Annotated in this window: 23 protein-coding genes; 18 read left to right on the top strand and 5 right to left on the bottom strand. The window is 60.7% G+C overall.

Features of this window, described 5'->3' with window-relative positions; genetic code table 11:
* Nucleotides 1-176: 176 nt before the first annotated feature.
* The 5 genes from BLV47_RS08095 to BLV47_RS08075 all read left to right on the top strand — a co-directional run bounded on the left by BLV47_RS08095 (nucleotide 177) and on the right by BLV47_RS08075 (nucleotide 2,944).
* The gene (locus BLV47_RS08095) at nucleotides 177-767 is read left to right on the top strand and encodes a cysteine hydrolase family protein (protein WP_092311919.1); all 591 of its coding nucleotides are present in this window, start codon (nucleotides 177-179) and stop codon (nucleotides 765-767) included.
* Between the two features lie 129 nt (nucleotides 768-896).
* Nucleotides 897-1,217 (top strand): hypothetical protein, encoded by a 321-nt coding sequence (locus BLV47_RS08090; RefSeq protein ID WP_092311916.1) that lies wholly within the window; start codon nucleotides 897-899, stop codon nucleotides 1,215-1,217.
* A 74-nt stretch (nucleotides 1,218-1,291) separates the two neighbouring features.
* The gene (locus tag BLV47_RS08085) at nucleotides 1,292-1,849 is read left to right on the top strand and encodes a Smr/MutS family protein (protein WP_060840489.1); all 558 of its coding nucleotides are present in this window, start codon (nucleotides 1,292-1,294) and stop codon (nucleotides 1,847-1,849) included.
* 77 nt (nucleotides 1,850-1,926) lie between these two features.
* Nucleotides 1,927-2,472, top strand: coding sequence for a GTP cyclohydrolase I FolE (gene folE / locus BLV47_RS08080; protein ID WP_011062625.1), 546 nt, complete (start codon nucleotides 1,927-1,929; stop codon nucleotides 2,470-2,472).
* Between the two features lie 100 nt (nucleotides 2,473-2,572).
* Entirely contained in the window at nucleotides 2,573-2,944 is a 372-nt protein-coding gene (locus tag BLV47_RS08075) for a glutathione S-transferase N-terminal domain-containing protein (RefSeq protein WP_092311913.1), read from the top strand.
* A 56-nt stretch (nucleotides 2,945-3,000) separates the two neighbouring features.
* Here the strand turns inward: BLV47_RS08075 and BLV47_RS08070 are convergent, their stop codons facing one another.
* Together BLV47_RS08070 and BLV47_RS08065 are read right to left on the bottom strand one after the other, a co-directional pair.
* Nucleotides 3,001-3,603, bottom strand: coding sequence for a glutathione S-transferase family protein (locus tag BLV47_RS08070; protein ID WP_092311909.1), 603 nt, complete (start codon nucleotides 3,601-3,603; stop codon nucleotides 3,001-3,003).
* 10 nt (nucleotides 3,604-3,613) lie between these two features.
* Complete coding sequence (locus BLV47_RS08065) at nucleotides 3,614-4,780, bottom strand: aminotransferase-like domain-containing protein (protein ID WP_092311906.1); 1,167 nt, start codon at nucleotides 4,778-4,780, stop codon at nucleotides 3,614-3,616.
* 82 nt (nucleotides 4,781-4,862) lie between these two features.
* Here BLV47_RS08065 and BLV47_RS08060 point away from each other — a divergent pair, with 82 nt between their 5' ends.
* Together BLV47_RS08060 and BLV47_RS08055 are read left to right on the top strand one after the other, a co-directional pair.
* Nucleotides 4,863-5,306 carry a MarR family transcriptional regulator gene (locus BLV47_RS08060; protein ID WP_092317104.1) on the top strand — a complete coding sequence of 148 codons (444 nt, stop codon included), beginning with the start codon at nucleotides 4,863-4,865 and terminating at the stop codon, nucleotides 5,304-5,306.
* A 287-nt stretch (nucleotides 5,307-5,593) separates the two neighbouring features.
* Complete coding sequence (locus BLV47_RS08055) at nucleotides 5,594-6,943, top strand: NCS2 family permease (RefSeq protein WP_092311903.1); 1,350 nt, start codon at nucleotides 5,594-5,596, stop codon at nucleotides 6,941-6,943.
* 196 nt (nucleotides 6,944-7,139) lie between these two features.
* Here the strand turns inward: BLV47_RS08055 and uraH are convergent, their stop codons facing one another.
* Nucleotides 7,140-7,493 (bottom strand): hydroxyisourate hydrolase, encoded by a 354-nt coding sequence (gene uraH / locus BLV47_RS08050; RefSeq protein WP_092311900.1) that lies wholly within the window; start codon nucleotides 7,491-7,493, stop codon nucleotides 7,140-7,142.
* A 423-nt stretch (nucleotides 7,494-7,916) separates the two neighbouring features.
* Here uraH and puuE point away from each other — a divergent pair, with 423 nt between their 5' ends.
* The 6 genes from puuE to BLV47_RS08020 all read left to right on the top strand — a co-directional run bounded on the left by puuE (nucleotide 7,917) and on the right by BLV47_RS08020 (nucleotide 14,293).
* Nucleotides 7,917-8,843: an allantoinase PuuE gene (puuE, locus tag BLV47_RS08045; protein WP_060840497.1), complete on the top strand. Its 927-nt coding sequence runs from the start codon at nucleotides 7,917-7,919 to the stop codon at nucleotides 8,841-8,843.
* On the top strand, nucleotides 8,840-9,355 hold the full coding sequence (uraD, locus tag BLV47_RS08040) for a 2-oxo-4-hydroxy-4-carboxy-5-ureidoimidazoline decarboxylase (protein WP_092311897.1): 516 nt from the start codon (nucleotides 8,840-8,842) through the stop codon (nucleotides 9,353-9,355). Before puuE ends, uraD begins: the two co-directional genes overlap by 4 nt.
* A gap of 107 nt (nucleotides 9,356-9,462) precedes the next feature.
* Nucleotides 9,463-9,966, top strand: coding sequence for an ureidoglycolate lyase (locus BLV47_RS08035; RefSeq protein WP_092311894.1), 504 nt, complete (start codon nucleotides 9,463-9,465; stop codon nucleotides 9,964-9,966).
* 51 nt (nucleotides 9,967-10,017) lie between these two features.
* The gene (locus BLV47_RS08030; protein ID WP_092311891.1) at nucleotides 10,018-11,340 is read left to right on the top strand and encodes a urate hydroxylase PuuD; all 1,323 of its coding nucleotides are present in this window, start codon (nucleotides 10,018-10,020) and stop codon (nucleotides 11,338-11,340) included.
* 172 nt (nucleotides 11,341-11,512) lie between these two features.
* Complete coding sequence (locus BLV47_RS08025; protein WP_092311888.1) at nucleotides 11,513-12,871, top strand: nucleobase:cation symporter-2 family protein; 1,359 nt, start codon at nucleotides 11,513-11,515, stop codon at nucleotides 12,869-12,871.
* A 636-nt stretch (nucleotides 12,872-13,507) separates the two neighbouring features.
* Nucleotides 13,508-14,293, top strand: coding sequence for an outer membrane protein OmpK (locus tag BLV47_RS08020; protein WP_092311886.1), 786 nt, complete (start codon nucleotides 13,508-13,510; stop codon nucleotides 14,291-14,293).
* 85 nt (nucleotides 14,294-14,378) lie between these two features.
* Here the strand turns inward: BLV47_RS08020 and BLV47_RS08015 are convergent, their stop codons facing one another.
* Nucleotides 14,379-15,572: a patatin-like phospholipase family protein gene (locus tag BLV47_RS08015; protein WP_092311883.1), complete on the bottom strand. Its 1,194-nt coding sequence runs from the start codon at nucleotides 15,570-15,572 to the stop codon at nucleotides 14,379-14,381.
* Nucleotides 15,573-15,620: 48 nt separating this feature from the next.
* The gene (locus tag BLV47_RS08010; protein WP_092311880.1) at nucleotides 15,621-16,553 is read right to left on the bottom strand and encodes a lipid A biosynthesis lauroyl acyltransferase; all 933 of its coding nucleotides are present in this window, start codon (nucleotides 16,551-16,553) and stop codon (nucleotides 15,621-15,623) included.
* A gap of 121 nt (nucleotides 16,554-16,674) precedes the next feature.
* On the opposite strand from BLV47_RS08010, the gene minC reads away from it, so the two are divergent.
* The 5 genes from minC (at nucleotide 16,675) to BLV47_RS07985 (ending at nucleotide 20,563) form a co-directional block, all read left to right on the top strand.
* Nucleotides 16,675-17,412, top strand: a complete 738-nt coding sequence (gene minC, locus BLV47_RS08005; RefSeq protein WP_092311877.1) for a septum site-determining protein MinC — start codon at nucleotides 16,675-16,677, stop codon at nucleotides 17,410-17,412.
* A gap of 200 nt (nucleotides 17,413-17,612) precedes the next feature.
* Nucleotides 17,613-18,425 carry a septum site-determining protein MinD gene (gene minD / locus BLV47_RS08000; protein WP_011062650.1) on the top strand — a complete coding sequence of 271 codons (813 nt, stop codon included), beginning with the start codon at nucleotides 17,613-17,615 and terminating at the stop codon, nucleotides 18,423-18,425.
* Entirely contained in the window at nucleotides 18,425-18,679 is a 255-nt protein-coding gene (gene minE, locus BLV47_RS07995; RefSeq protein ID WP_007898843.1) for a cell division topological specificity factor MinE, read from the top strand. The genes minD and minE overlap by 1 nt, the downstream gene beginning before the upstream one ends.
* A 91-nt stretch (nucleotides 18,680-18,770) precedes the next feature.
* A complete protein-coding gene (locus BLV47_RS07990) occupies nucleotides 18,771-19,406 on the top strand; it encodes an RluA family pseudouridine synthase (RefSeq protein WP_092311875.1) in 636 nt (211 codons plus the stop codon).
* Between the two features lie 44 nt (nucleotides 19,407-19,450).
* Nucleotides 19,451-20,563 (top strand): hypothetical protein, encoded by a 1,113-nt coding sequence (locus BLV47_RS07985; protein WP_092311872.1) that lies wholly within the window; start codon nucleotides 19,451-19,453, stop codon nucleotides 20,561-20,563.
* Nucleotides 20,564-20,613 lie beyond the last annotated feature (50 nt).

Raw genomic sequence — 20,613 nt, 5'->3', positions numbered from 1 at the left:
AAAAACCGTAGCCAGGCAATCGTCCGCCGCGCAGGTTTTACCGCTCAAAGGTCAATACCTTGCCCCTCTTGACAAGGCTGCAGGCCAACAACGGCGCACCTTACGTTAGTAGCGATTCACAGAAGCGCTCTGCCAGAGGACAATGTCGCAAAAGCCCCACTCACAGGAGCCCCAGAATGTCCGTTCCAAAGACGATGTTTCAACTCAGCGGTCGTGGTTACGCCGCGGCCAATTTGAGCCACGCGACCCTTGTGATCATCGACGCCCAGAAAGAGTACCTCAGCGGTCCCCTGGCCCTGTCCGGCATGGACGCGGCCGTAGCCAATATCCGTAAACTGCTGGTGGCGGCCCGGGCAGCCGGCCGGCCTATCGTGCATGTGCGCCACCTCGGCACCGTCGGCGGCCTGTTCGATCCCCAGGGCGAGCGCGGCGAGTTCATCCCGGGCCTTGAGCCGCAAGGCGACGAAACCATCATTGGCAAGCTGTTGCCCAGCGCCTTCCATGGCACCGAGCTGGAAAAACGCCTGCAAGACCTCGGCTCCCTGGACCTGATCGTGGCCGGTTTCATGAGCCACTCCAGTGTCAGCACCACCGTGCGAGCAGCCAAGAACCTGGGTTTCCGCTGCACCCTGGTGGAAGACGCCTGCGCCACCCGCGACCTGCCCCACAAGGGCGGCATCCTCAGCGCCGAGCATGTTCAGCAGACCGAAATGGCAATCATGGCCGACAACTTCGCCACCCTCGCCCAGACCGCAAGCCTGATCTGATCAGCCCTGATGAGCGGCTGCCGGGCCGCTCATCCATAAACGCCTCGCATTTGCAGCAATTGCCCTAGCCTCAGGAACCACCCGGTCAACTCCCGGTCGAAGGGCCGATACCCATTGAGGAAGGTCGGAATGAAGATATCCGATGGTTTTGACGCACGCCGGTTGCGGCCCAGAAGCCCGCGAAACTGGCGATTGCGCCTGGGGGCGGGATTCTCCGCATTGCTGGCGACATTCGGCGTACTGCTGGCGATGGCGGGTGCGGCCAGCCTGCTGGGCCGCGCTCCGGCGCTGGGAGAACTCAATGCCAGCCCGGCGGGGTCGGCGGTGATTCTGACGGTTGGCCTGTTGCTGCTGTATGTCGGCGTTCGCCTGTGGCGGCGTTGCCGGCGGCGCATGCGCCAGCCCCTGGCGTTGAACATGGCGCCGCACCTGATGAAAAAACACGACTGACGAATCTGGGTGCGATTTGCACGCCTGAAGATCTACCGAGTTGGGTAAACTAGCCGCCCTTCGCGGAGGCTGACATGCAAGACGACGATTTTTCCCTGTTCAAGAACGAGATCCGCGGCGTCAAGCCGATCAAGCACGATCGTGCCGACACAGGCAAACCCAAGGCTGACCGCGCGCAGATCGCCAAGCTGCGCCAGGCCGCCACCGTGCGCAGCGAAACCACTACGGTGGATGGGCTGTCGGACCAGTTCGTCATCGATGTAGGACCGGAAGATGAGCTGATGTGGGCCCGCGACGGGGTCCAGGAAAGCCAGATGCGCAAGCTGAAAATCGGCCAGATACCCTTCGAAGGCAGCCTCGACCTGCACGGCATGACGGTAGAAAAGGCCCGGGAAACCCTCTGGGCATTTCTGGCCGAAGCCACCCGTTTCGAGATCCGCTGCGTGCGCGTCACCCACGGCAAGGCCGTGCGCCTGGACGGCAAGCGCCCCATGATCAAGAGCCACGTCAACACCTGGCTGCGCCAACATCCACAGGTGCTGGGCTTCACCTCATGCCAGGCCAAACACGGTGGCACCGGTGCACTTTACGTGATGCTCAAACGCACCATGATGGAAGGCCGTGACGAATAAAGCCGCTGCATCACGCTTGCAGCGTCGTGTCCGCCACCGTACCCTTGCCCTTTGCGTAAAATCCCACAGGTAGTTTCATGTCTCTGGAACAGAATTACACCGCGATCCTCGGCCAATTGGGCGAGGACGTCTCCCGCGAGGGCCTGCTCGACACGCCCAAGCGTGCCGCCAAAGCCATGCAGTACCTTTGCCGCGGTTATGCCCAAACCCTGGAAGAGGTCACCAACGGTGCCTTGTTCAGCTCCGACAACAGCGAAATGGTGCTGGTCAAGGACATCGAGCTCTACTCGCTGTGCGAACACCACCTGCTGCCGTTTATCGGCAAGGCGCACGTCGCCTACATTCCCAGCGGCAAGGTTCTGGGGCTGTCGAAAGTGGCGCGCATCGTCGACATGTATGCCCGTCGCCTGCAGATCCAGGAAAACCTCAGCCGGCAGATCGCCGACGCCGTTCAGCAAGTGACCGGTGCCCTGGGCGTCGCCGTGGTGATCGAAGCCAAGCACATGTGCATGATGATGCGCGGCGTGGAGAAGCAGAACTCGTCGATGATCACCTCGGTGATGCTGGGTGAGTTCCGCGAGAATGCGGCGACCCGCAGCGAGTTCCTCAGCCTGATCAAGTGACAGGCGGCAAGCAAGAAACCGGCGATGATCGCCGGTTTTTTTTCGCCCGGCAAAATCAGGTAAGCTGCCGCCCCTTCATTCATGGGCAAGAGGCAATACCGTGATCGTCAAAGCGCTGCGAGTCGGCCTGGGTCAACTCATCATTTTCATCGACTTCATCACCCGTCCGCGCAAGCAGAAGCGCACAGCTGCCGCTCAGGCGAAGGTCGAAGCGGCCGCCAAGGGCCTGACCCTGTATCAGTTCCACGCCTGCCCGTTTTGCGTGAAGACCCGCCGCACCCTGCACCGCCTGAACGTGCCGGTGGCCCTGCGCGACGCCAAGAACAACGAGCAGGATCGCCAGACCCTGCTGGAACAGGGCGGCAAGATCAAGGTGCCGTGCCTGCGGATCGAAGAGAACGGCCAGACCACCTGGATGTACGAGTCCAAGGTGATCATCGATTACCTGAACCAGCGCTTCTCGGCGGCCTGAGGCCATTGCCCGGGACGAAGCCGTCCCGGGTCAGTTGCAGATCCGGCCAGGTCCGCTCAATCGAACATCCCGACATGCCGCGGATGGCTCTGCACTCGCTGGATCCAGGCCTGGATGCCTGGGTATCGGGCCAGGTCAAAGCCGCCTTCATGGGCCACATGGGTGTAGGCAAAGAGCGCGATATCGGCAATGGAGTAGTGCTCGCCCACCAGATAAGGCGTGCGACTCAGCTGCTTTTCCATCACATCCAGTGCCTTGTAGCCACGCTTGTGCAACTTCAGGTATTCCTCCCGGCGCGCTTCGGGCAAGCCTTCGTAGACTTGGATAAAACGCGCTACGGCGATATAGGGCTCATGGCTGTATTGCTCGAAGAATTGCCACTGCAGAACCTGGGTGCGCAGGCGCGGTTCACTGGGCAGGAACTCGCTGCCATCGGCGAGAAAGTTGAGAATCGCGTTGGACTCCCACAGACAAGTGCCGTCCTCCAGCTCCAGCACCGGAATCTTGCCGTTGGGATTTTTCGCCAGGAACGCCTCGGTCTGGGTGTCGCCTCCGAGAATGTCCACCGCCTGCCATTCATAGGGCAGCCCCAGCAAATTGAGCATCAGCTTGATCTTGTAGCAGTTGCCCGAACGGTAATCGCCATAAACTTTGTACATGGCCCTCCCCTTAGGCTGCCTGTGCAGCCTGTGCTTGACGTATCACGGTGGCCAGCCGCTTGAGGCCTTCGTCCAGACGCGTCGGATCGATATGGCTGAAATTCAGCCGCAGATGCCCATGATTGCGTTCCGGCTCAGAGAAGAACGGTTCGCCGGGCATGAAAGTCACGTCCTGCTCCAACGCCGACTGGAGCAAAGTGCGGGTATCCAAGGGCTGTTTCAAGCTCAACCAGAAAAACAGACCGCCCTCGGGCACCTGCCAATCTGCCAGATCGGCGAAATGACGATGCAATGCCACCTGGAAAGCATCCCGTCGCTGGCGATAGAAACCGCGCAGCGCGTCCAGATGTTCCTGGAACTGCCGGCTGCCGATCCATTGCATGGCTTGCCACTGGCCGACGCGGTTGGTGTGCAGGTCAGCAGACTGCTTCAAACGCAACAGATGGGGGAACAGGTCCGGACTGGCAATCAGGTAGCCGACCCGCAATCCCGGGAGCAAGGTTTTCGACACCGTGCCAGTGTAGATCCAGCTGGCCTTCTGCAGACGACTGACAATCGGCGTGGCACTGCCACCATCGAAAGACAGTTCGCGATAGGGCTCGTCCTCGATCAGGGTGACCCCGAACTCGTCCAGCAACGCCGCCACGGCTGTGCGCTTGCTCTCGCTATAACGCACCGCCGATGGGTTCTGGAACGTCGGAATCAGGTAGACGAAGGCCGGACGATGCTGCTCCAGGCCCGCACGCATCTGCGCCAGGTCCGGACCGTCAGCCTCCAGGGGCACCGTCAGGCAGTCGGCACCGAACAGCTGGAAGATCTGCAGGGCCGCCAGATAGGTCGGGGCCTCCAGCATGATCCGCGTGCCCTTGTCGATGTAGAGCTTGGCCGCCAGATCAAGAGTCTGCTGGGAGCCACTGACCACCAGCACCTGGCTCGCCTCACACGGCACACCCAGCCTGCGCGCCTCGGCCGCCAGGGCCTCGCGCAACTGCGGCTCGCCTTCACTCATGCCGTACTGCCCCATGGACAGCGGCATGTCTTGCCACTGCACCTTGGGCAGCATCACTTCGGCCGGCAGGCCTCCAGCGAACGACATCACTTCCGGGCGCTGGGCCGCTGCCAGGATTTCACGGATCAGGGAGCTTTTGAGGCGCGATACACGTTCGGAGAAAGCCATGGAGATCACCGCTAGCGAAGGAGGGGGAGAATACGTCAAACTGCTTGACCGAAATTACGCCGACTTCCGCAGATACGTCAATATGCTTGACCTTAAAAACCAGACCTCGCAACAGGCCGCCATGGAGGCTTTCTTCTTTGGTTATCAGGCCTTCACCGCCAAGGCCGACGAAATGCTCGAACGCCGGGGCCTGAGTCGCGTGCACCAACGCATCGTGTTTTTCATCGCGCGCTACCCGGGCCTGAGCGTGAAAGAGCTGCTCAATCTGTTGGGTGTGAGCAAGCAGGCGCTGAACACGCCCTTGCGCCAACTCATGGAAATGCACCTGGTGGACAGCGTCGCTCCGGACAGCGACAAACGAAAACGTCTGTTGCAGCTGAGCGCCGAGGGTTCGCGTTTCGAACAAGCTTTGCGCCGCGAACAGGTCAAGCTGCTGCAACGCGCTTTCAGCGAAGCTGGAGAAAGCGCCGTCGACGGCTGGCTGGCGGTGAACCAGGCCCTGGCCGGAAAAACCGCAGACAACTGATCCCGCCCTGCCTCGCCGTCCGCTCGGGCGGCGTCCATCGCACATACACGGCAGTCGGCCCCAGGGCATAACCAGGGGCCGGTATATAGCCACGCCCGCAGATTTTTCGCACACAAAAGCAAAAACATTATTTGCTTTCTTTGTATACAAAAGCATAATTCGCCCGTGCGAGTTCTTGACCTGAAAGTCAACAAACCCCGCAAGCCCTGCCTGCCTCAAAGAGCCGTCGCCCACCTTCTGACGCCCGGTTCTGGAAAAAACAATAAAACTCTTGAGGAGTACTCGCTGTGGAAAGCCGCAAATCCGAAGCCTCTCCGCTGGACCTCTCGCCCTCGCTGAACAGCGGCTGGCTGGAACGCATCTTCAAACTCAGGTTGCATGGCACCACGGTGAAGACCGAGCTGATTGCCGGTCTGACAACCTTCATCACCATGGCTTACATCATCTTCGTCAACCCCAACATCATGGCCGACGCCGGTATCGATCATGGCGCCGCCTTCGTCGCCACCTGCATCGCCGCAGCCCTGGGCTGCCTGCTGATGGGGCTGTACGCCAACTGGCCGGTGGGCCTGGCCCCGGGCATGGGGCTGAATGCCTTTTTCACCTACACCGTGGTCGGCACCATGGGCTACCACTGGGAAACGGCTCTCGGAGCCGTGTTCATTTCCGGCGTGCTGTTCATGATCCTGACCCTGTCCAGGGTCCGCGAATGGCTGCTCAACAGCATTCCGGTGAGCCTGCGCTATGCGATGGGCGCCGGGGTCGGTCTGTTTCTCGGCCTGATCGGCCTGAAAACCGCCGGCATCATCGTTGATAGTCCGGCGACCCTGATCAAGCTCGGTTCCCTGCGCGAGCCCGGCCCGCTGCTGGCGGCGATCTGCTTTCTGATGATCGCGGTGCTCAGCTACCACCGGGTGTTTGGCGCCATCCTGATCAGCATCATCGCGGTGACCCTGGCCGGCTGGGGCATGGACCTGGTGCACTACAAGGGTATCCTCTCCACCCCACCGAGCCTGGCGCCCACCTGGATGGCCATGGATATCGCCGGGGTGTTCAACGTCAGCATGATCAGCGTGGTCCTGGCCTTTCTGTTCGTGCACATGTTCGACACCGCCGGCACCCTGATGGGCGTGGCGCAGCGCGCCGGCCTGGTCAACCCGGACGGCAAGATCGAGAACCTTTCCCGAGCCCTCAAGGCAGATAGCGCCTCCAGCGTCTTCGGTGCCGTGGTCGGCGTACCGCCAGTGACCAGCTACGTGGAAAGTGCCGCCGGGGTGGCGGCCGGCGGGCGCACCGGGCTGACGGCGGTTACCGTTGGCGTGCTGTTTATCGCCGCCATGTTCTTCGCGCCGCTGGCGGGCATGATCCCCGCCTACGCCACAGCCGGCGCCCTCATCTATGTGGCGATGCTGATGATGGGCGGCATGGCCCATATCAACTGGGACGAGGCCACCGACAGCATTCCGGCGATCGTCACGGCGATCATGATGCCGCTGACCTTCTCGGTTGCCGACGGCATTGCCCTGGGCTTCATCACCTATGTGGTGCTCAAGGCCGGCACCGGCAAGCACAAGGAAATATCCATCAGCCTGTATGTCTTGTGCGCGATCTTCATTGCCAAGTTCGTCTTCCTCTAGGCCTGCCTGCTTCAAACAGGCCCCATCCCGTTGGATGGGGCTTTTTCGTTGCGCAACTCTGAGCGGCCCAGGGTCCACTCTCGCTTAAACTGGCTCCCACACCGATCAAGGCTGCATGCCGGACAAAAAAAAGCCCGCAGTGTGAGCGGGCAAGGACCAAAAGAAGCTATTTGCGCAGGATTCTTGGGGGTAAGTCCTAGCTTCCTCTGTAGGTCGAATAGCTGTAGGGCGAGATCAACAACGGCACGTGGTAATGCTCCTGCTCGGCACTGATGCCAAAACGCAGCACCACTACATCCAGAAAGGCCGGCTGCGGCAGTTGCACGCCTCGGGCGCGGTAGTAGTCACCGGCATGGAACTGCAGCTGGTAGACCCCGGAGCGGTAGTCTTGTCCCTGCAGCAAGGGACTGTCGCAGCGGCCATCGCTGTTGGTCAGGGTGCTGGCGACCAGTTCCAGCTGCGTCCCTTCAACCCGATACAGCTCGACCTTGATAGCGCTGCCGGGGCAGCCATGTGCGGCATCCAAAACATGTGTAGTCAAACGTCCCATTGATTCTGCGTGCCTGCGCCATTGAGTGAACAGGCCTCGCGCCTCCCGGAGTCAGTGATTGAAAGGGGACCGCGGCGTTTCAGCAGTGGAAAGGCTGCGGAGAGGTTCCGATTAAGACATTTTTCAAAAAAATTGTACACAATAATAATCACAAATTTACCCACAACCGGTGCCATCCCCGACAACCTGCGAATCGCCCTCCAAACCTCAGCGGCAGGCGACTTTCCAGGCATAAGCTGACCAACCGGGCAAGTTTCTTGCAAGCAGGACTCCTCGCGATAAAAGGGGAAAAATGCAAAAAAACGGGCTTACAAACCGAATATAAATTTGTATACAATCGCCCCATCGCAGTGACGCCCACCTGGCTTCCCGGCTTCAGGTTCCGCCACGCCACCGTTATCACGAACAAGAAGGAAGACTGCAGTGAGCGCTGACTACCCTCGCGACCTGATCGGTTACGGCTCCACCCCTCCTCATCCTCACTGGCCGGGCAATGCCCGAATCGCCCTGTCCTTCGTGCTCAATTATGAAGAAGGCGGCGAGCGCAACATCCTTCATGGCGACAAGGAATCGGAAGCCTTTCTTTCGGAAATGGTTTCGGCGCAGCCGCTGCAAGGCGAGCGCAACATGAGCATGGAATCGCTTTACGAGTACGGCAGCCGCGCCGGTGTCTGGCGGATTCTCAAGCTGTTCAAGGAATTCGACATTCCGCTGACCATCTTCGCCGTGGCCATGGCCGCCCAGCGCCACCCGGACGTGATCCGCGCCATGGTCGAAGCCGGTCACGAGATCTGCAGCCACGGCTACCGCTGGATCGACTACCAGTACATGGACGAGGCCCAGGAACGCGAGCACATGCTCGAAGCCATCCGCATCCTCACCGAGATCACCGGCGAACGCCCTCTGGGCTGGTACACCGGCCGCACCGGCCCGAACACCCGGCGCCTGGTGATGGAGGAAGGCGGTTTCCTCTACGATTGCGATACCTACGACGACGACCTGCCCTACTGGGAACCCAACAACCCCACCGGCAAGCCGCACCTGGTGATCCCTTACACCCTGGACACCAACGACATGCGTTTCACTCAGGTGCAAGGCTTCAACAAGGGCGACGACTTCTTCCACTACCTCAAGGACGCTTTCGACGTGCTCTACGCCGAAGGTGCCGAAGCGCCGAAGATGCTTTCCATCGGCCTGCACTGCCGCCTGATCGGCCGCCCTGCACGCCTGGCTTCGCTCAAGCGCTTCATCGAGTACGTCAAAGGCCATGAACAGGTCTGGTTCACTCGCCGCGTCGACATCGCCCGCCACTGGCAACAAACCCATCCTTACCAGGGAGCGACGAAATGACCGCCTTCCACAGCCTCAAGCCCTCGAGCCTGAGCCGCGAAGACTTCGTCAAGGCCTTCGCCGACATCTACGAGCATTCGCCGTGGGTGGCTGAAAAAGCCTACGACCTGGGCCTCGACGCCTCCGTCGACCAGATCGAAGGCCTGCACCAGCGCATGAGCGATATCCTCCTGAGCGCCGATCACGCCACCCAACTGGCACTGATCAACGCTCACCCGGACCTGGCCGGCAAAGCCGCCGTCCAGGGCCAGTTGACCGAAGCCAGCACCCACGAGCAGGCCGGTGCCGGCATTCACCAATGCACGGCCGAAGAGTTCCAGCGTTTCACCGAGTTGAACGATGCCTACAAGGCCAAGTTCAAGTTTCCCTTCATCATGGCGGTGAAGGGCAGCAACCGGCACCAGATCCTCGCCGCGTTCGAAACCCGCATCCACAACGCCGTGGATACCGAATTCAAATGCGCGCTGGCCGAGATCAACAAGATCGCCTTGTTCCGCTTACAGACCCTGTAGCGGCAGCTCAGCATCCCCGCTCCGCTTGAGGCCGCCGTCGCCGGCAAGCCGGCGGCGCCAGTGGATGATGAACCGACACCCTCATCAGAGAACATAAGAAGAACAGCATGCGCACATTAGTGATTGAACCCCTGAGCAAAGAAGCCTTCGCCCCCTTCGGTGACGTCATCGAGACTGAAGGCAGCGACCACTTCATGATCAACAATGGTTCGACCATGCGCTTCCACCGCCTGGCAACGGTTGAAACCGCCCAGCCGGAGGACGAAGCGATCATCAGCATCTTCCGCGCCGACGCGCTGGAAATGCCCTTGACCATTCGCATGCTGGAACGCCATCCGCTGGGCAGCCAGGCTTTCATCCCGCTGCTCGGCAACCCCTTTCTGATCGTGGTCGCGCCACTTGGCGATGAACCTGTATCGGGCTTGGTCCGCGCCTTCGTCAGCAATGGCAGGCAGGGCATCAATTACCATCGCGGCGTCTGGCACCACCCGGTGCTGACGATCGAAAAGCGGGATGACTTCCTGGTGGTTGATCGCAGTGGCAAAGGCAATAACTGCGATGAGCATTTCTTCAAAGAGGATGAGCGTTTGATCCTCGCCCCCCACCAATAAGAGAAGGCTTGATCACTCGACAACAAGGGTGACAGGCAAGAGGTAAAGACTGTGGAAGCACATCTGTTGGAATGGCTCAACCTGAGCGTGCGTTGGGTACATATGATCACTGGTGTGGCCTGGATCGGCGCATCGTTCTACTTCGTCTGGCTGGAGAACAACCTCAATCGCGTCAACCCCAAGGACGGCCTGTCCGGCGACCTCTGGGCGATTCACGGTGGCGGTATCTATCACCTGGAAAAATACAAGCTGGCCCCTCCCTCGATGCCGGAGAACCTGCACTGGTTCAAGTGGGAAGCCTACTTCACCTGGATGTCGGGGATCGCCCTGCTGTGCCTGGTGTTCTACTACAACCCGATGCTCTACCTGGTGGCTCCCGGCAGCGGCCTGAGCGGCCCTGAAGGCGTGGCCATCGGTATCGGTGCGCTGATTGCCGGCTGGTTCGTCTACGACTTCCTCTGCGACTCGCCACTGGGCAAGAAACCCGCCCTGCTCGGCTTCATCCTGTTCCTCCTGCTGATCGGCGCCGCCTACGGCTTCAGCAAGGTGTTCAGCGGCCGGGGCGCGTACCTGCATGTGGGCGCCATCATCGGCACCATCATGGTGGGCAACGTATTCCGCATCATCATGCCGGCCCAGCGCGCGCTGGTGGCGGCGATCGCGGAGAACCGCACCCCGGACCCGACCCTGCCGGCCAAGGGCCTGTTGCGTTCGCGTCACAACAACTACTTCACCCTGCCCGTGCTGTTCATCATGATCAGCAACCACTTCCCGAGTACCTACGGTAGCCAGTACAACTGGTTGATCCTGGCCGGGATCGCGGTCCTGGCAGTGCTGGTGCGTCACTACTTCAACACCCGTCATGACAGCCACAAGTTCGCCTGGACCCTGCCCGTGGCGGCGCTGGGCATGATCTGCCTGGCTTATGTGACCGGTCCGACGCCAGCGCCCAGTGCTGCGGACGTGGCCAAGGCCCCTGCCCAGACCCAGTTCCAGCCATTGCCGGAAACCGCCCTGGGCGGCAAACCGGCAACCACGACCGACGCTCAGCCAGCCTCCACGCCAGCGGCGCCCGCCGCGACCAGCGCCCCGGCCCAGGCTTCGAACACCGGCCCGGCCTTTGACAAGGTGCACAGCGTGATTCAGGAGCGTTGCGCAGTCTGCCACTCGGCCAAGCCCACCAGCCCGCTGTTCAGCGCCGCGCCGGCCGGGGTGATGTTCGACACACCGGAACAGATCCGCCTGCAAGCCGCGCGCATCCAGGCCCAGGCCGTGACCAGCCAGATCATGCCGCTGGGCAACATCACCCAGATGACCCAGCAGGAACGTGAACTGATCGGTGCCTGGATTGCCCAGGGGGCCCAGACCCACTGATCAGCGCCTGTACCCAGGCTGCTTCGCGAGCAAGCTCGCTCCTACAGAACCGGATTCATCTGTAGGGGCGGGCTTGATTGCCGTCAGCCGTCCAAGATTCGTCCGCGGCAAACCCGCTGCGCGCCAAGACGCAGCGGTTAAATCACAAGAATAAAAAGATTCGAGGTGTTGCATGTCCGATTCATCCGAACAGTGCGTCCCCGCTGCGCCCGCCATCGTGCGCTTGCCTTTCCTGCAACTGATCCTGGTGGGGCTGCAACACGTTCTGCTGATGTATGGCGGTGCAATTGCGGTACCGCTGATCATCGGACAGGCCGCCGGCCTGAGTCGTGAAGAAATCGCCTTCCTGATCAATGCCGATCTGCTGGTGGCTGGAATCGCCACCATCGTCCAGTCGATGGGCATCGGCCCCATGGGCATTCGCATGCCGGTGATGATGGGCGCCAGTTTCGCCGCCGTAGGCAGTATGGTGGCCATGGCCGGCATGCCTGGCATCGGCATGCAGGGCATCTTTGGTGCCACCATTGCCGCGGGCTTCTTCGGCATGCTGATTGCGCCGTTCATGTCCAAGGTGGTGCGCTTCTTCCCGCCCCTGGTCACCGGCACGGTGATCACCTCGATCGGCCTGTCACTGTTTCCGGTGGCGGTGAACTGGGCCGGCGGCGGCAGCAGTACCGCGCAATTCGGTTCACCCATCTACCTGACCATCGCTGCGCTGGTGCTGGGCACCATCCTGCTGATCCATCGGTTCATGCGTGGTTTCTGGGTGAACATTTCCGTGCTGATCGGCATGGGCCTGGGCTACGTGCTGTGCGGCATGATCGGCATGGTCGACCTTAGCGGCATGGCCCAGGCGCCCTGGCTGCAGGTCGTCACCCCGCTGCACTTCGGCATGCCGCAGTTCCATCTGGCCCCCATCCTGTCGATGTGCCTGGTGGTGGTGATCATCTTTGTCGAATCCACCGGGATGTTCCTGGCCCTGGGCAAGATCACCGGCCAGGAGGTCAGCCCGCGCATGCTGCGCCGCGGCCTGCTGTGCGATGCTGGCGCCTCGTTCTTCGCCGGTTTCCTCAACACCTTCACCCATTCCTCGTTCGCCCAGAACATCGGCCTGGTGCAGATGACCGGGGTGCGCTGCCGCTCGGTGACCATGGTCGCCGGCGCTCTGCTGATCGTTCTCAGCCTGCTGCCCAAGGCCGCCTTCCTGGTGGCCTCGATTCCACCGGCGGTCCTGGGCGGGGCGGCCATCGCCATGTTCGGCATGGTGGCCGCCACCGGGATCAAGATCCTCCAGGAAGCCGATATTGGCGACCGACGCAATCAACTGCTGGTGGCAGTGAGCATCGGCATGGGCCTGATTCCCGTGGTGCGTCCAGAGTTCTTTGCCCACTTGCCACTGTGGATGAGCCCCATCACCCACAGCGGCATCGCCATGGCGACCTTGAGCGCGCTGTTGCTGAACCTGCTGTTCAACATTCTCGGGGGCACCGAGCGTGCCATCAGCAGCGCTGAACAGGCTCACCAGCATTAAGGCTTGACCAGGGCGCCGAACCGGCGCCCCGATCCGTGCTTCACCGTTCATGCATGAGTGCAGTGCTCGCCAGCCCTGCACCGATCACTGCCCAGCAACGCCGCGCCTTGAAAACAAGAATAAACAGGGAGCCCGCCATGCAGCCTGCACCGGCCCGACTCATGTCCGCCGCTCGACATCCCGTGGCCACCCACTGCGCCCCTGATGACGGCTCGTCCGTGCGGTTTCTTCGCCTCTTGGCACGGACAGCGCGCTGAGATGCGCGGTCTGCCTGCCCCAAAGTGGCTACAAGTGCGCTGTTGCGGAGCACTTGAGCCCTGCCGTGGGAGCCAGTATTCTCCGCGGCCGCGCAAATCCGGTCTAAAAAAAAGCCCGGATGAAAAACCTGACCTGAAGGCCAACTTATCCCGGCCCGGACAGGTCTCGAGGCGCACGAAATCAATGCTCGAAACACTCTCGTTCGACTGTATCGCTACAGCCGACCGGGAGTTTTTTGGCTTTTTTCGGCCTTGGCTCAGCTCTTGCTATCAGCAACAAAGCTGACCGATCGGATGGTTTTTAAAGCAAAGAAAAAAGGCGCCACACCAGAGCGCCGAGCCATAAAAACGTGGAACTACCTACTTTGGGAGCAACCGAATGAAACCGATGTGCAAGAGCCTGATGTTGGCCGCCAGTGTGCTGGTGGGGGGACAGGCCGTGGCTGGCGACCTGTTGCAGTGGCAGAACAACAGCCTGACTTACTTGTACGGCAAGAACTTCGAGGTCAACCCGCAGATTCAACAGACGGTGACCTTCGAACATGCCGACGCCTGGAAATACGGCGACAACTTCTTCTTCCTCGACCGGATCTTCTACAACGGCAAGGAAGACGGCAACGTCGGCCCGGACACTTACTACGGCGAGTTCACCCCGCGCCTGTCGTTCGGCAAGATCTTCGATCAGAAGCTGGAGTTCGGACCGATCAAGGACGTGCTGCTGGCCTTCACCTACGAGTTCGGCGAGGGCGATAACGAGTCTTACCTGATCGGTCCCGGTTTCGACCTGGCAGTGCCCGGCTTCGACTACTTCCAGCTGAACTTCTACCAGCGCCACACCGAAGGCAGCCGCCCGGGCGACAACGTCTGGCAGATCACTCCGGTCTGGTCGTACACCATTCCCGTGGGCCGCTCGGACATCCTGATCGACGGTTACATGGACTGGGTGGTGGACAACGACCAGAACGCCAAGGGCACCTACCACGCCAACCTGCACTTCAACCCGCAGGTCAAATATGACCTGGGCAAGGCCCTGAACTGGGGCGCCAAGCAGCTGTACGTCGGTTTCGAGTACGACTACTGGAAGAACAAGTACGGCATCGAGGATTCACGCAACTTCGAGACCAACCAGGACACCGCCAGCCTGTTGGTCAAGTATCACTTCTGATTGCTGGACAAGCCGCTGATGCAGTACGGAGCCTTGGGCAACGTTCGGTTGACGCGTGCCTTGCTCTTCGCGGGCCAGCCCGCTCCTACGGCGCAGGTTCTGTAGGAGCGGGCTGGCCCGCGAAGCCCTTGAGCCCCAGAAACCGTGCCAACTCCTCGCCCTTGGCCAGGGCGTCACTGCGCCCCAGTTCGATCAACTCACTGCAGTACGCCGCCTCGAACAACAGATAACTCAGGACCCCGGCACCGCTGGTGCGGGTTGCCCCCGGTCCGCGCAGGAACAGGCGCAGCGCCGCCGGCAACTCCTGCCGATGCCGCGCCGCGATTTCGTCGATCGGTTGGCTCGGGGCAATCACCAGCACTTCCACGGGTGCAATGCCCAGGCCGCGATCCGCGGCACTGCCGGGTAACAGCCGACTGAAATGATTGAGTCGCTCCAGCAGTTCGATATCGCTTTCCAGACTGTCAATGAAGGTGCTGTTGAGCATATGGCCGCCAATCTGCGCCAGAGTCGGCTGCTGCCCGGTGTAAGAACGCTGCAGGGCGGCGTCTGGATCATTGCCCCGCGGATTGCCACTGACCCCCACCACCAGCACGCGGCTGGCCCCCAGGTGCAACGCTGGGCTGATGGGCGCCGATTGGCGCACGGCGCCGTCGCCGAAGTATTCCTGGTCGAGCTTCACAGGCGCGAACAGCAAGGGGATCGCTGCACTGGCCAGCAGGTGGTCCACCGTCAGATGAGTGGGAACGCCGATGCGCCGGTGGCGCAACCAGGGATTGATGACCCCGCCCCCTTGATAGAAGGTCACCGCCTGTCCGGACTCATAACCGAAAGCCGTTACCGCCACCGCGTGCAACTGCCCCTGGGCAATCGCCTGATTGATGCCCGAGAGGTGCATGTGCTGGTTGAGCAGGTCACGCAACGGCGAATTGTTGATCAGCGCTACCGGCACCTGAGCGCCAAGCCCCAGCAGGCTGTGGCCGACAAAACGACTGGCCTGACGAATCACCCCGGGCCAATCGCTGCGCATCACCTGATCACTGCGAAAGCTGCTCCAGAATGCCGTGAGGCGCTTGATTGCCGCGGAAAAATCCGTGGCGCCGCTGGCCAGGCTGACGGCATTGATGGCCCCGGCCGAGGTGCCGACAATCACTGGGAACGGATTGCGCGCCCCAGGCCCCATCAATTCGGCAATCGCCGCCAGCACGCCCACCTGATAGGCCGCCCGGGCGCCACCTCCCGAAAGAATCAAACCGGTGATCGGTTCCGCCGCACTCATCAATTCACTCCATCCATGGCGCTCAAGATCCCGATCCGTAGCCGGGGTTCAACCGCGCTTCTTGTAAAGCTTGGGCTCGCCCGGCGGCCGGCTCTTGAAGCGTCGATGAGCCCAGAGGTACTGCTCGGGGCAGGCGCGCAACGCTGTTTCAATCCACTGGTTGATCCGCAGGCAATCCTCTTCTTCAGTGGCACCGGGAAAATCCGTCAGCGGCGCATGAATCACCAAGCGATAGCCACTGCCATCGGCCAGGCGTTCCTGGGTGAAAGGCACCACCAGCGCCTTGCCCAGGCGGGCGAACTTGCTGGTGGCGGTCACGGTAGCGGCCTGGATGCCGAACAACGGCACGAACAGACTCTGCTTGGCGCCATAGTCCTGATCCGGTGCATACCAGATCGCCCGGCCGGCCCGCAGCAGCTTGAGCATGCCCCGCACGTCCTCCCGCTCGACGGCCAGGGAGTCCAGGTTGTGCCGTTCACGGCCACGGCGCTGAATGAAGTCGAACAGCGGGTTCTTGTGTTCGCGATACATGCCGTCGATGGTGTGCTGCTGGCCCAGCAGCGCCGCGCCGATCTCCAGGGTGGTGAAGTGCAGGGCCATGAGAATCACCCCATGACCGTCGTGCTGGGCCTGCTTGAGGTGTTCCAGCCCTTCGACATGGGCCAGGCGCGCCAGACGCGGCTTGGACCACCACCAGCTCATGGCCATTTCGAAGAAGGCGATCCCGGTGGATGCGAAGTTCTCCTTGAGTAGGCGCTTGCGCTCCGCGGCGGACTTTTCCGGGAAGCACAGCTCCAGATTGCGCTGGGCGATCGCCCGTCGAGCGCCGGCTACCCGGTACATCAACGCCCCCAGGGCACGACCGATTTGCAGGAGCACGGGATAAGGCAGTTGGACGATCAGCCATAACACACCCAGTCCCAGCCACAGCGGCCAGAAACGTGGAGAAAAGAATGCAGCTCGAAAACGCGGGCGATCCATTACAGATTCCGGACAGACAACAAGGTCGCGCATTCTACATCGGTTCGACCTGGCTTGCGGGGCGCGGGCGATCTCGTTATAAGTCTCGGCACTTTTAGTGACAAGCCGCCTTCTGCAGACCATGAGCCAAACCGAATCGCTAGACCAAGATCCTGTGTTCCAGTTAAAGGGCAGCATGCTCGCCATCACGGTGCTGGAACTGGCCCGCAACGACCTTGAAGGCCTTGATCGCCAACTGGCCGCGAAAGTCGCCCAGGCCCCGAACTTCTTCAGCAACGCGCCGCTGGTGCTGGCGCTGGACAAGCTGCCTGCCGCCGAGGGCTCGGTGGATCTGCCCGGGCTGATGCGCGTCTGCCGCCACCACGGGCTGCGCACCCTGGCCATTCGTGCCAGCCGTATAGAAGACATTGCCGCGGCGATTGCCGTCGATCTGCCGGTGCTGCCGCCTTCCGGTGCCCGGGAACGGCCGCTGGAACCGCCCGAGAGCGAGGTCAAGAAAGTACCGGAGAAGCCGCCGGAGCCCACGGTCAAACCGACCCGCATCATCACTTCGCCCGTACGCGGCGGACAGCAGATCTATGCCCAGGGCGGCGATCTGGTGGTGGTGTCCTCGGTCAGCCCCGGTGCGGAACTTCTCGCCGATGGCAATATCCATGTATACGGCCCGATGCGTGGCCGGGCCCTGGCGGGGGTCAAGGGCGACACCAAGGCGCGGATTTTCTGTCAGCAATTGAGCGCTGAACTGATCTCCATCGCTGGCCAGTACAAGGTTTCCGAGGACCTGCGACGCGACCCGCTATGGGGCTCTGGAGTCCAGGTCAGCCTGTCGGGTGACGTGTTGAACATCACACGTCTTTAACGGATACTGCCGCATTTTCCAAGCATCTCTAAAACGTAGCGATTACGGCTCAAACGAAGTAGGAAATTGGCAATCAGCAGTGTTTATCGACGATGAACCCTGCCGCTGACCGAGCTCCAGCCAAGGCTGTCCGACTGCAGTAGTTTTCAAGAGATGTTTTTCAGGGGCTAAAAGTCCTTTTTCCTTAGGGGTGAAACACCTTGGCCAAGATTCTCGTGGTTACATCCGGCAAGGGTGGTGTGGGTAAAACCACCACCAGCGCCGCTATCGGTACCGGCCTCGCTCTGCGTGGTCACAAAACAGTCATCGTCGACTTCGACGTCGGCCTGCGTAACCTCGACCTGATCATGGGCTGCGAGCGTCGCGTGGTGTATGACTTCGTCAACGTAGTGAACGGCGAAGCCAACCTGCAGCAAGCCCTGATCAAAGACAAGCGCCTGGAAAACCTCTACGTGCTGGCCGCCAGCCAGACCCGGGACAAGGACGCGCTGACCCTCGAAGGCGTGGAAAAAGTCCTGATGGAACTCAAGGAAACCTTCGAGTTCGTGGTCTGCGACTCGCCTGCCGGTATCGAGAAAGGCGCACACCTGGCCATGTACTTCGCCGACGAAGCGATCGTCGTGACCAACCCTGAAGTGTCCTCGGTCCGTGACTCCGACCGCATGCTCGGCCTGCTGGCCAGCAAATCCCGCCGCGCCGAAAAAGGCGAAGATGCGATCAAGGAGCACCTGCTGCTGACCCGCTACAACCCGGAGCGCGTCAGCAATGGCGAAATGCTCGGCGTTGAAGACGTCAAAGAAATTCTCGCAGTGACCCTGCTGGGCGTGATTCCCGAATCCCAGGCGGTACTCAAGGCCTCCAACCAGGGCGTGCCGGTGATTCTCGACGACCAGAGTGATGCGGGCCAGGCCTACAGCGACGCGGTCGATCGTCTGCTGGGCAAAACCGTGGAACACCGGTTCCTTGATGTCGAGAAGAAGGGATTCTTCGAGCGTCTGTTTGGAGGTAGATAATGAATCTTTTTGACTTCTTTCGTGCCAGCAAAAAGGTCAGCACCGCGTCGGTAGCGAAAGAGCGTCTACAGATCATCGTGGCGCATGAACGCGGCCAGCGCAGCACCCCCGATTACTTGCCCGCCTTGCAGAAGGAACTGGTGGAAGTGATCCGCAAGTACGTCAATATCGGGTCCGACGACGTGCACGTCGCTCTGGAAAACCAGGGCAGTTGCTCGATCCTGGAACTCAATATCACCCTGCCTGATCGCTGATTGATCCGCCAGGAGCCACGGCGGCTCGCAGGCCTCATGCATTGAATGGGGTCGGCGAGCCGCCGTTGGCGTTTGTTACGAGGCTGTTTTAATGCCGTTGTCGAATATCCACATCCTGCATCAGGACGCTGCCGTCCTGGTGGTGAACAAACCTACCCTGCTGCTCTCCGTCCCCGGTCGCGCCGACGACAACAAGGACTGCCTGATCACCCGCCTGCAGGAAAATGGTTACCCCGAAGCCCGGATCGTCCACCGACTGGACTGGGAAACCTCCGGCATCATTCTCCTGGCTCGGGACCCGGACACTCATCGCGAGCTGTCGCGGCAGTTTCACGACCGTGAAACCGAAAAAGCCTACACCGCCCTGTGCTGGGGCCAGCCGGGACTGGACAGCGGCAGCATCGACCTGCCCCTGCGTTATGACCCGCCAACCAAGCCCCGGCACGTGGTGGATCACGAATTCGGCAAGCACGCCCTGACCTTCTGGCGCGTGCTGGAGCGCTGCGGCGACTGGTGCCGGGTCGAACTGACGCCGATCACCGGACGCTCCCATCAACTGCGGGTACACATGCTGTCCATCGGGCATCCGCTCCTGGGCGACGGCCTCTACGCCCACCCGCAAGCCCTGGCTGCCTGGCCGCGCCTGTGCCTGCACGCCAGCATGCTCAGCTTCACCCATCCGCAGACCGGCGAACGCCTGCGCTTCGACTGCCCTGCGCCATTTTGATAACAACCTGTTCAGCCCGCGCCCTCAGTAAGGACACTTGACCGATGACGTGCATAGCAGCACTTGCCCCGCACTCCCTGGTAAAAACCCCAGAGCAGCTGCTCTATCTGGTTTACGGTAACCACGAGGTTTATCGGCGCGAAGTCAAATTCAGCATCCTTACAGCACTTAGCCTTTTGAATAACGGAGAGTCGCTGTGCATCAGGATAATGACCGACCGCCCCCAGGACTATGTTGGCTGGCCGGTAGATATCGTCGCTTTGAACGAAGAAATCCTGCATCAATGGCAAGGCCATAACGGCTATCACCATCGGCGCAAGGCCTGTGCCATGGCCGTCGGACTTAAACTTGCGGAAAAAACCCTTTTCGCAGACACCGATACGCTCTTTCTGAAAAACCCTCATCTGCTGCTGAAAAAGATCAGCCCTCAGAACTACTTGATGGATGAGTTTGAATACCATTGGCGAGATGTGAGTACGCGCCAGAATTACCTCAAGCTCGGTGCATGCCTGCAAACGCATGGCGTAAAACCCGACAGTGACTTCAAGCTCTACAACAGTGGCCTGTGCGGACTGACCAACAGCGATACGCCACTGCTGGAAAAGTCCATCGGTTATATCGATGAGTGGACTCAGGCCCCGTTCGATATTCACACGATCGAACAGATTGCCTTGTCATTTGCAATGCGTGACAAGCCCGTGCAAGAAACCAAGAAGTACGTTTATCACTACTTTGCCAAAAAGCGTTTCTTCCACACGATGCAGGCGCGCTTTTTCGAACTTTACGGCGAAGACTATCGTTCTGAACTGATCTCGTTATCTCGAGAGGTTCCACGCCAGGTACCCGAGCCCCCGCTCTGGAAACAACTTCAAATCAAGTGGCGCCTACGAAAACTCGACGGTGAGCTAAAGAAGATTGCCCGGGACCTGCATTATGGAAACGAACTGTCGAGCAATCCTTACCACTTGGCCTGTAGGCACGAGTGGTGGAAAAACGCGTCCCGGGAGATCGGACGCTGGGATCCGCAAAAACAACAACGACTGCTGAATCTCGACAGTGGCTCCTGGCCAAAGGTATTGCCCAGCCCCACCCGCCAGGAAGACCAACAGGGCATCTTGAATTTTCTGCGCGAACAGCTGGCGTCAGCCAAGCATTGAAGCGAGTTCTGCTATCAATGGACGACCTGCTTCAAACGCTCTTGCCCATC

The sequence above is a fragment of the Pseudomonas saponiphila genome, from assembly GCF_900105185.1.
GTDB lineage: Bacteria > Pseudomonadota > Gammaproteobacteria > Pseudomonadales > Pseudomonadaceae > Aquipseudomonas > Aquipseudomonas saponiphila.
The sequence above is the reverse complement of the archived record's forward strand: the minus strand, read 5'-3'. Positions and strand labels throughout refer to the sequence as shown.

What these genes read in the sequence shown, in the direction of transcription:
- BLV47_RS08095 (WP_092311919.1), top strand. Translation starts at nt 177, where the DNA reads ATGTCCGTTCCAAAGACGATGTTTCAACTCAGCGGTCGTGGTTACGCC.
- BLV47_RS08090 (WP_092311916.1), top strand. Translation starts at nt 897, where the DNA reads ATGAAGATATCCGATGGTTTTGACGCACGCCGGTTGCGGCCCAGAAGC.
- BLV47_RS08085 (WP_060840489.1), top strand. Translation starts at nt 1,292, where the DNA reads ATGCAAGACGACGATTTTTCCCTGTTCAAGAACGAGATCCGCGGCGTC.
- folE (WP_011062625.1), top strand. Translation starts at nt 1,927, where the DNA reads ATGTCTCTGGAACAGAATTACACCGCGATCCTCGGCCAATTGGGCGAG.
- BLV47_RS08070 (WP_092311909.1), bottom strand. Translation starts at nt 3,603, where the DNA reads ATGTACAAAGTTTATGGCGATTACCGTTCGGGCAACTGCTACAAGATC.
- BLV47_RS08065 (WP_092311906.1), bottom strand. Translation starts at nt 4,780, where the DNA reads ATGGCTTTCTCCGAACGTGTATCGCGCCTCAAAAGCTCCCTGATCCGT.
- BLV47_RS08060 (WP_092317104.1), top strand. Translation starts at nt 4,863, where the DNA reads ATGCTTGACCTTAAAAACCAGACCTCGCAACAGGCCGCCATGGAGGCT.
- uraH (WP_092311900.1), bottom strand. Translation starts at nt 7,493, where the DNA reads ATGGGACGTTTGACTACACATGTTTTGGATGCCGCACATGGCTGCCCC.
- uraD (WP_092311897.1), top strand. Translation starts at nt 8,840, where the DNA reads ATGACCGCCTTCCACAGCCTCAAGCCCTCGAGCCTGAGCCGCGAAGAC.
- BLV47_RS08035 (WP_092311894.1), top strand. Translation starts at nt 9,463, where the DNA reads ATGCGCACATTAGTGATTGAACCCCTGAGCAAAGAAGCCTTCGCCCCC.
- BLV47_RS08025 (WP_092311888.1), top strand. Translation starts at nt 11,513, where the DNA reads ATGTCCGATTCATCCGAACAGTGCGTCCCCGCTGCGCCCGCCATCGTG.
- BLV47_RS08020 (WP_092311886.1), top strand. Translation starts at nt 13,508, where the DNA reads ATGAAACCGATGTGCAAGAGCCTGATGTTGGCCGCCAGTGTGCTGGTG.
- BLV47_RS08015 (WP_092311883.1), bottom strand. Translation starts at nt 15,572, where the DNA reads ATGAGTGCGGCGGAACCGATCACCGGTTTGATTCTTTCGGGAGGTGGC.
- BLV47_RS08010 (WP_092311880.1), bottom strand. Translation starts at nt 16,553, where the DNA reads ATGGATCGCCCGCGTTTTCGAGCTGCATTCTTTTCTCCACGTTTCTGG.
- minC (WP_092311877.1), top strand. Translation starts at nt 16,675, where the DNA reads ATGAGCCAAACCGAATCGCTAGACCAAGATCCTGTGTTCCAGTTAAAG.
- minE (WP_007898843.1), top strand. Translation starts at nt 18,425, where the DNA reads ATGAATCTTTTTGACTTCTTTCGTGCCAGCAAAAAGGTCAGCACCGCG.
- BLV47_RS07990 (WP_092311875.1), top strand. Translation starts at nt 18,771, where the DNA reads ATGCCGTTGTCGAATATCCACATCCTGCATCAGGACGCTGCCGTCCTG.
- BLV47_RS07985 (WP_092311872.1), top strand. Translation starts at nt 19,451, where the DNA reads ATGACGTGCATAGCAGCACTTGCCCCGCACTCCCTGGTAAAAACCCCA.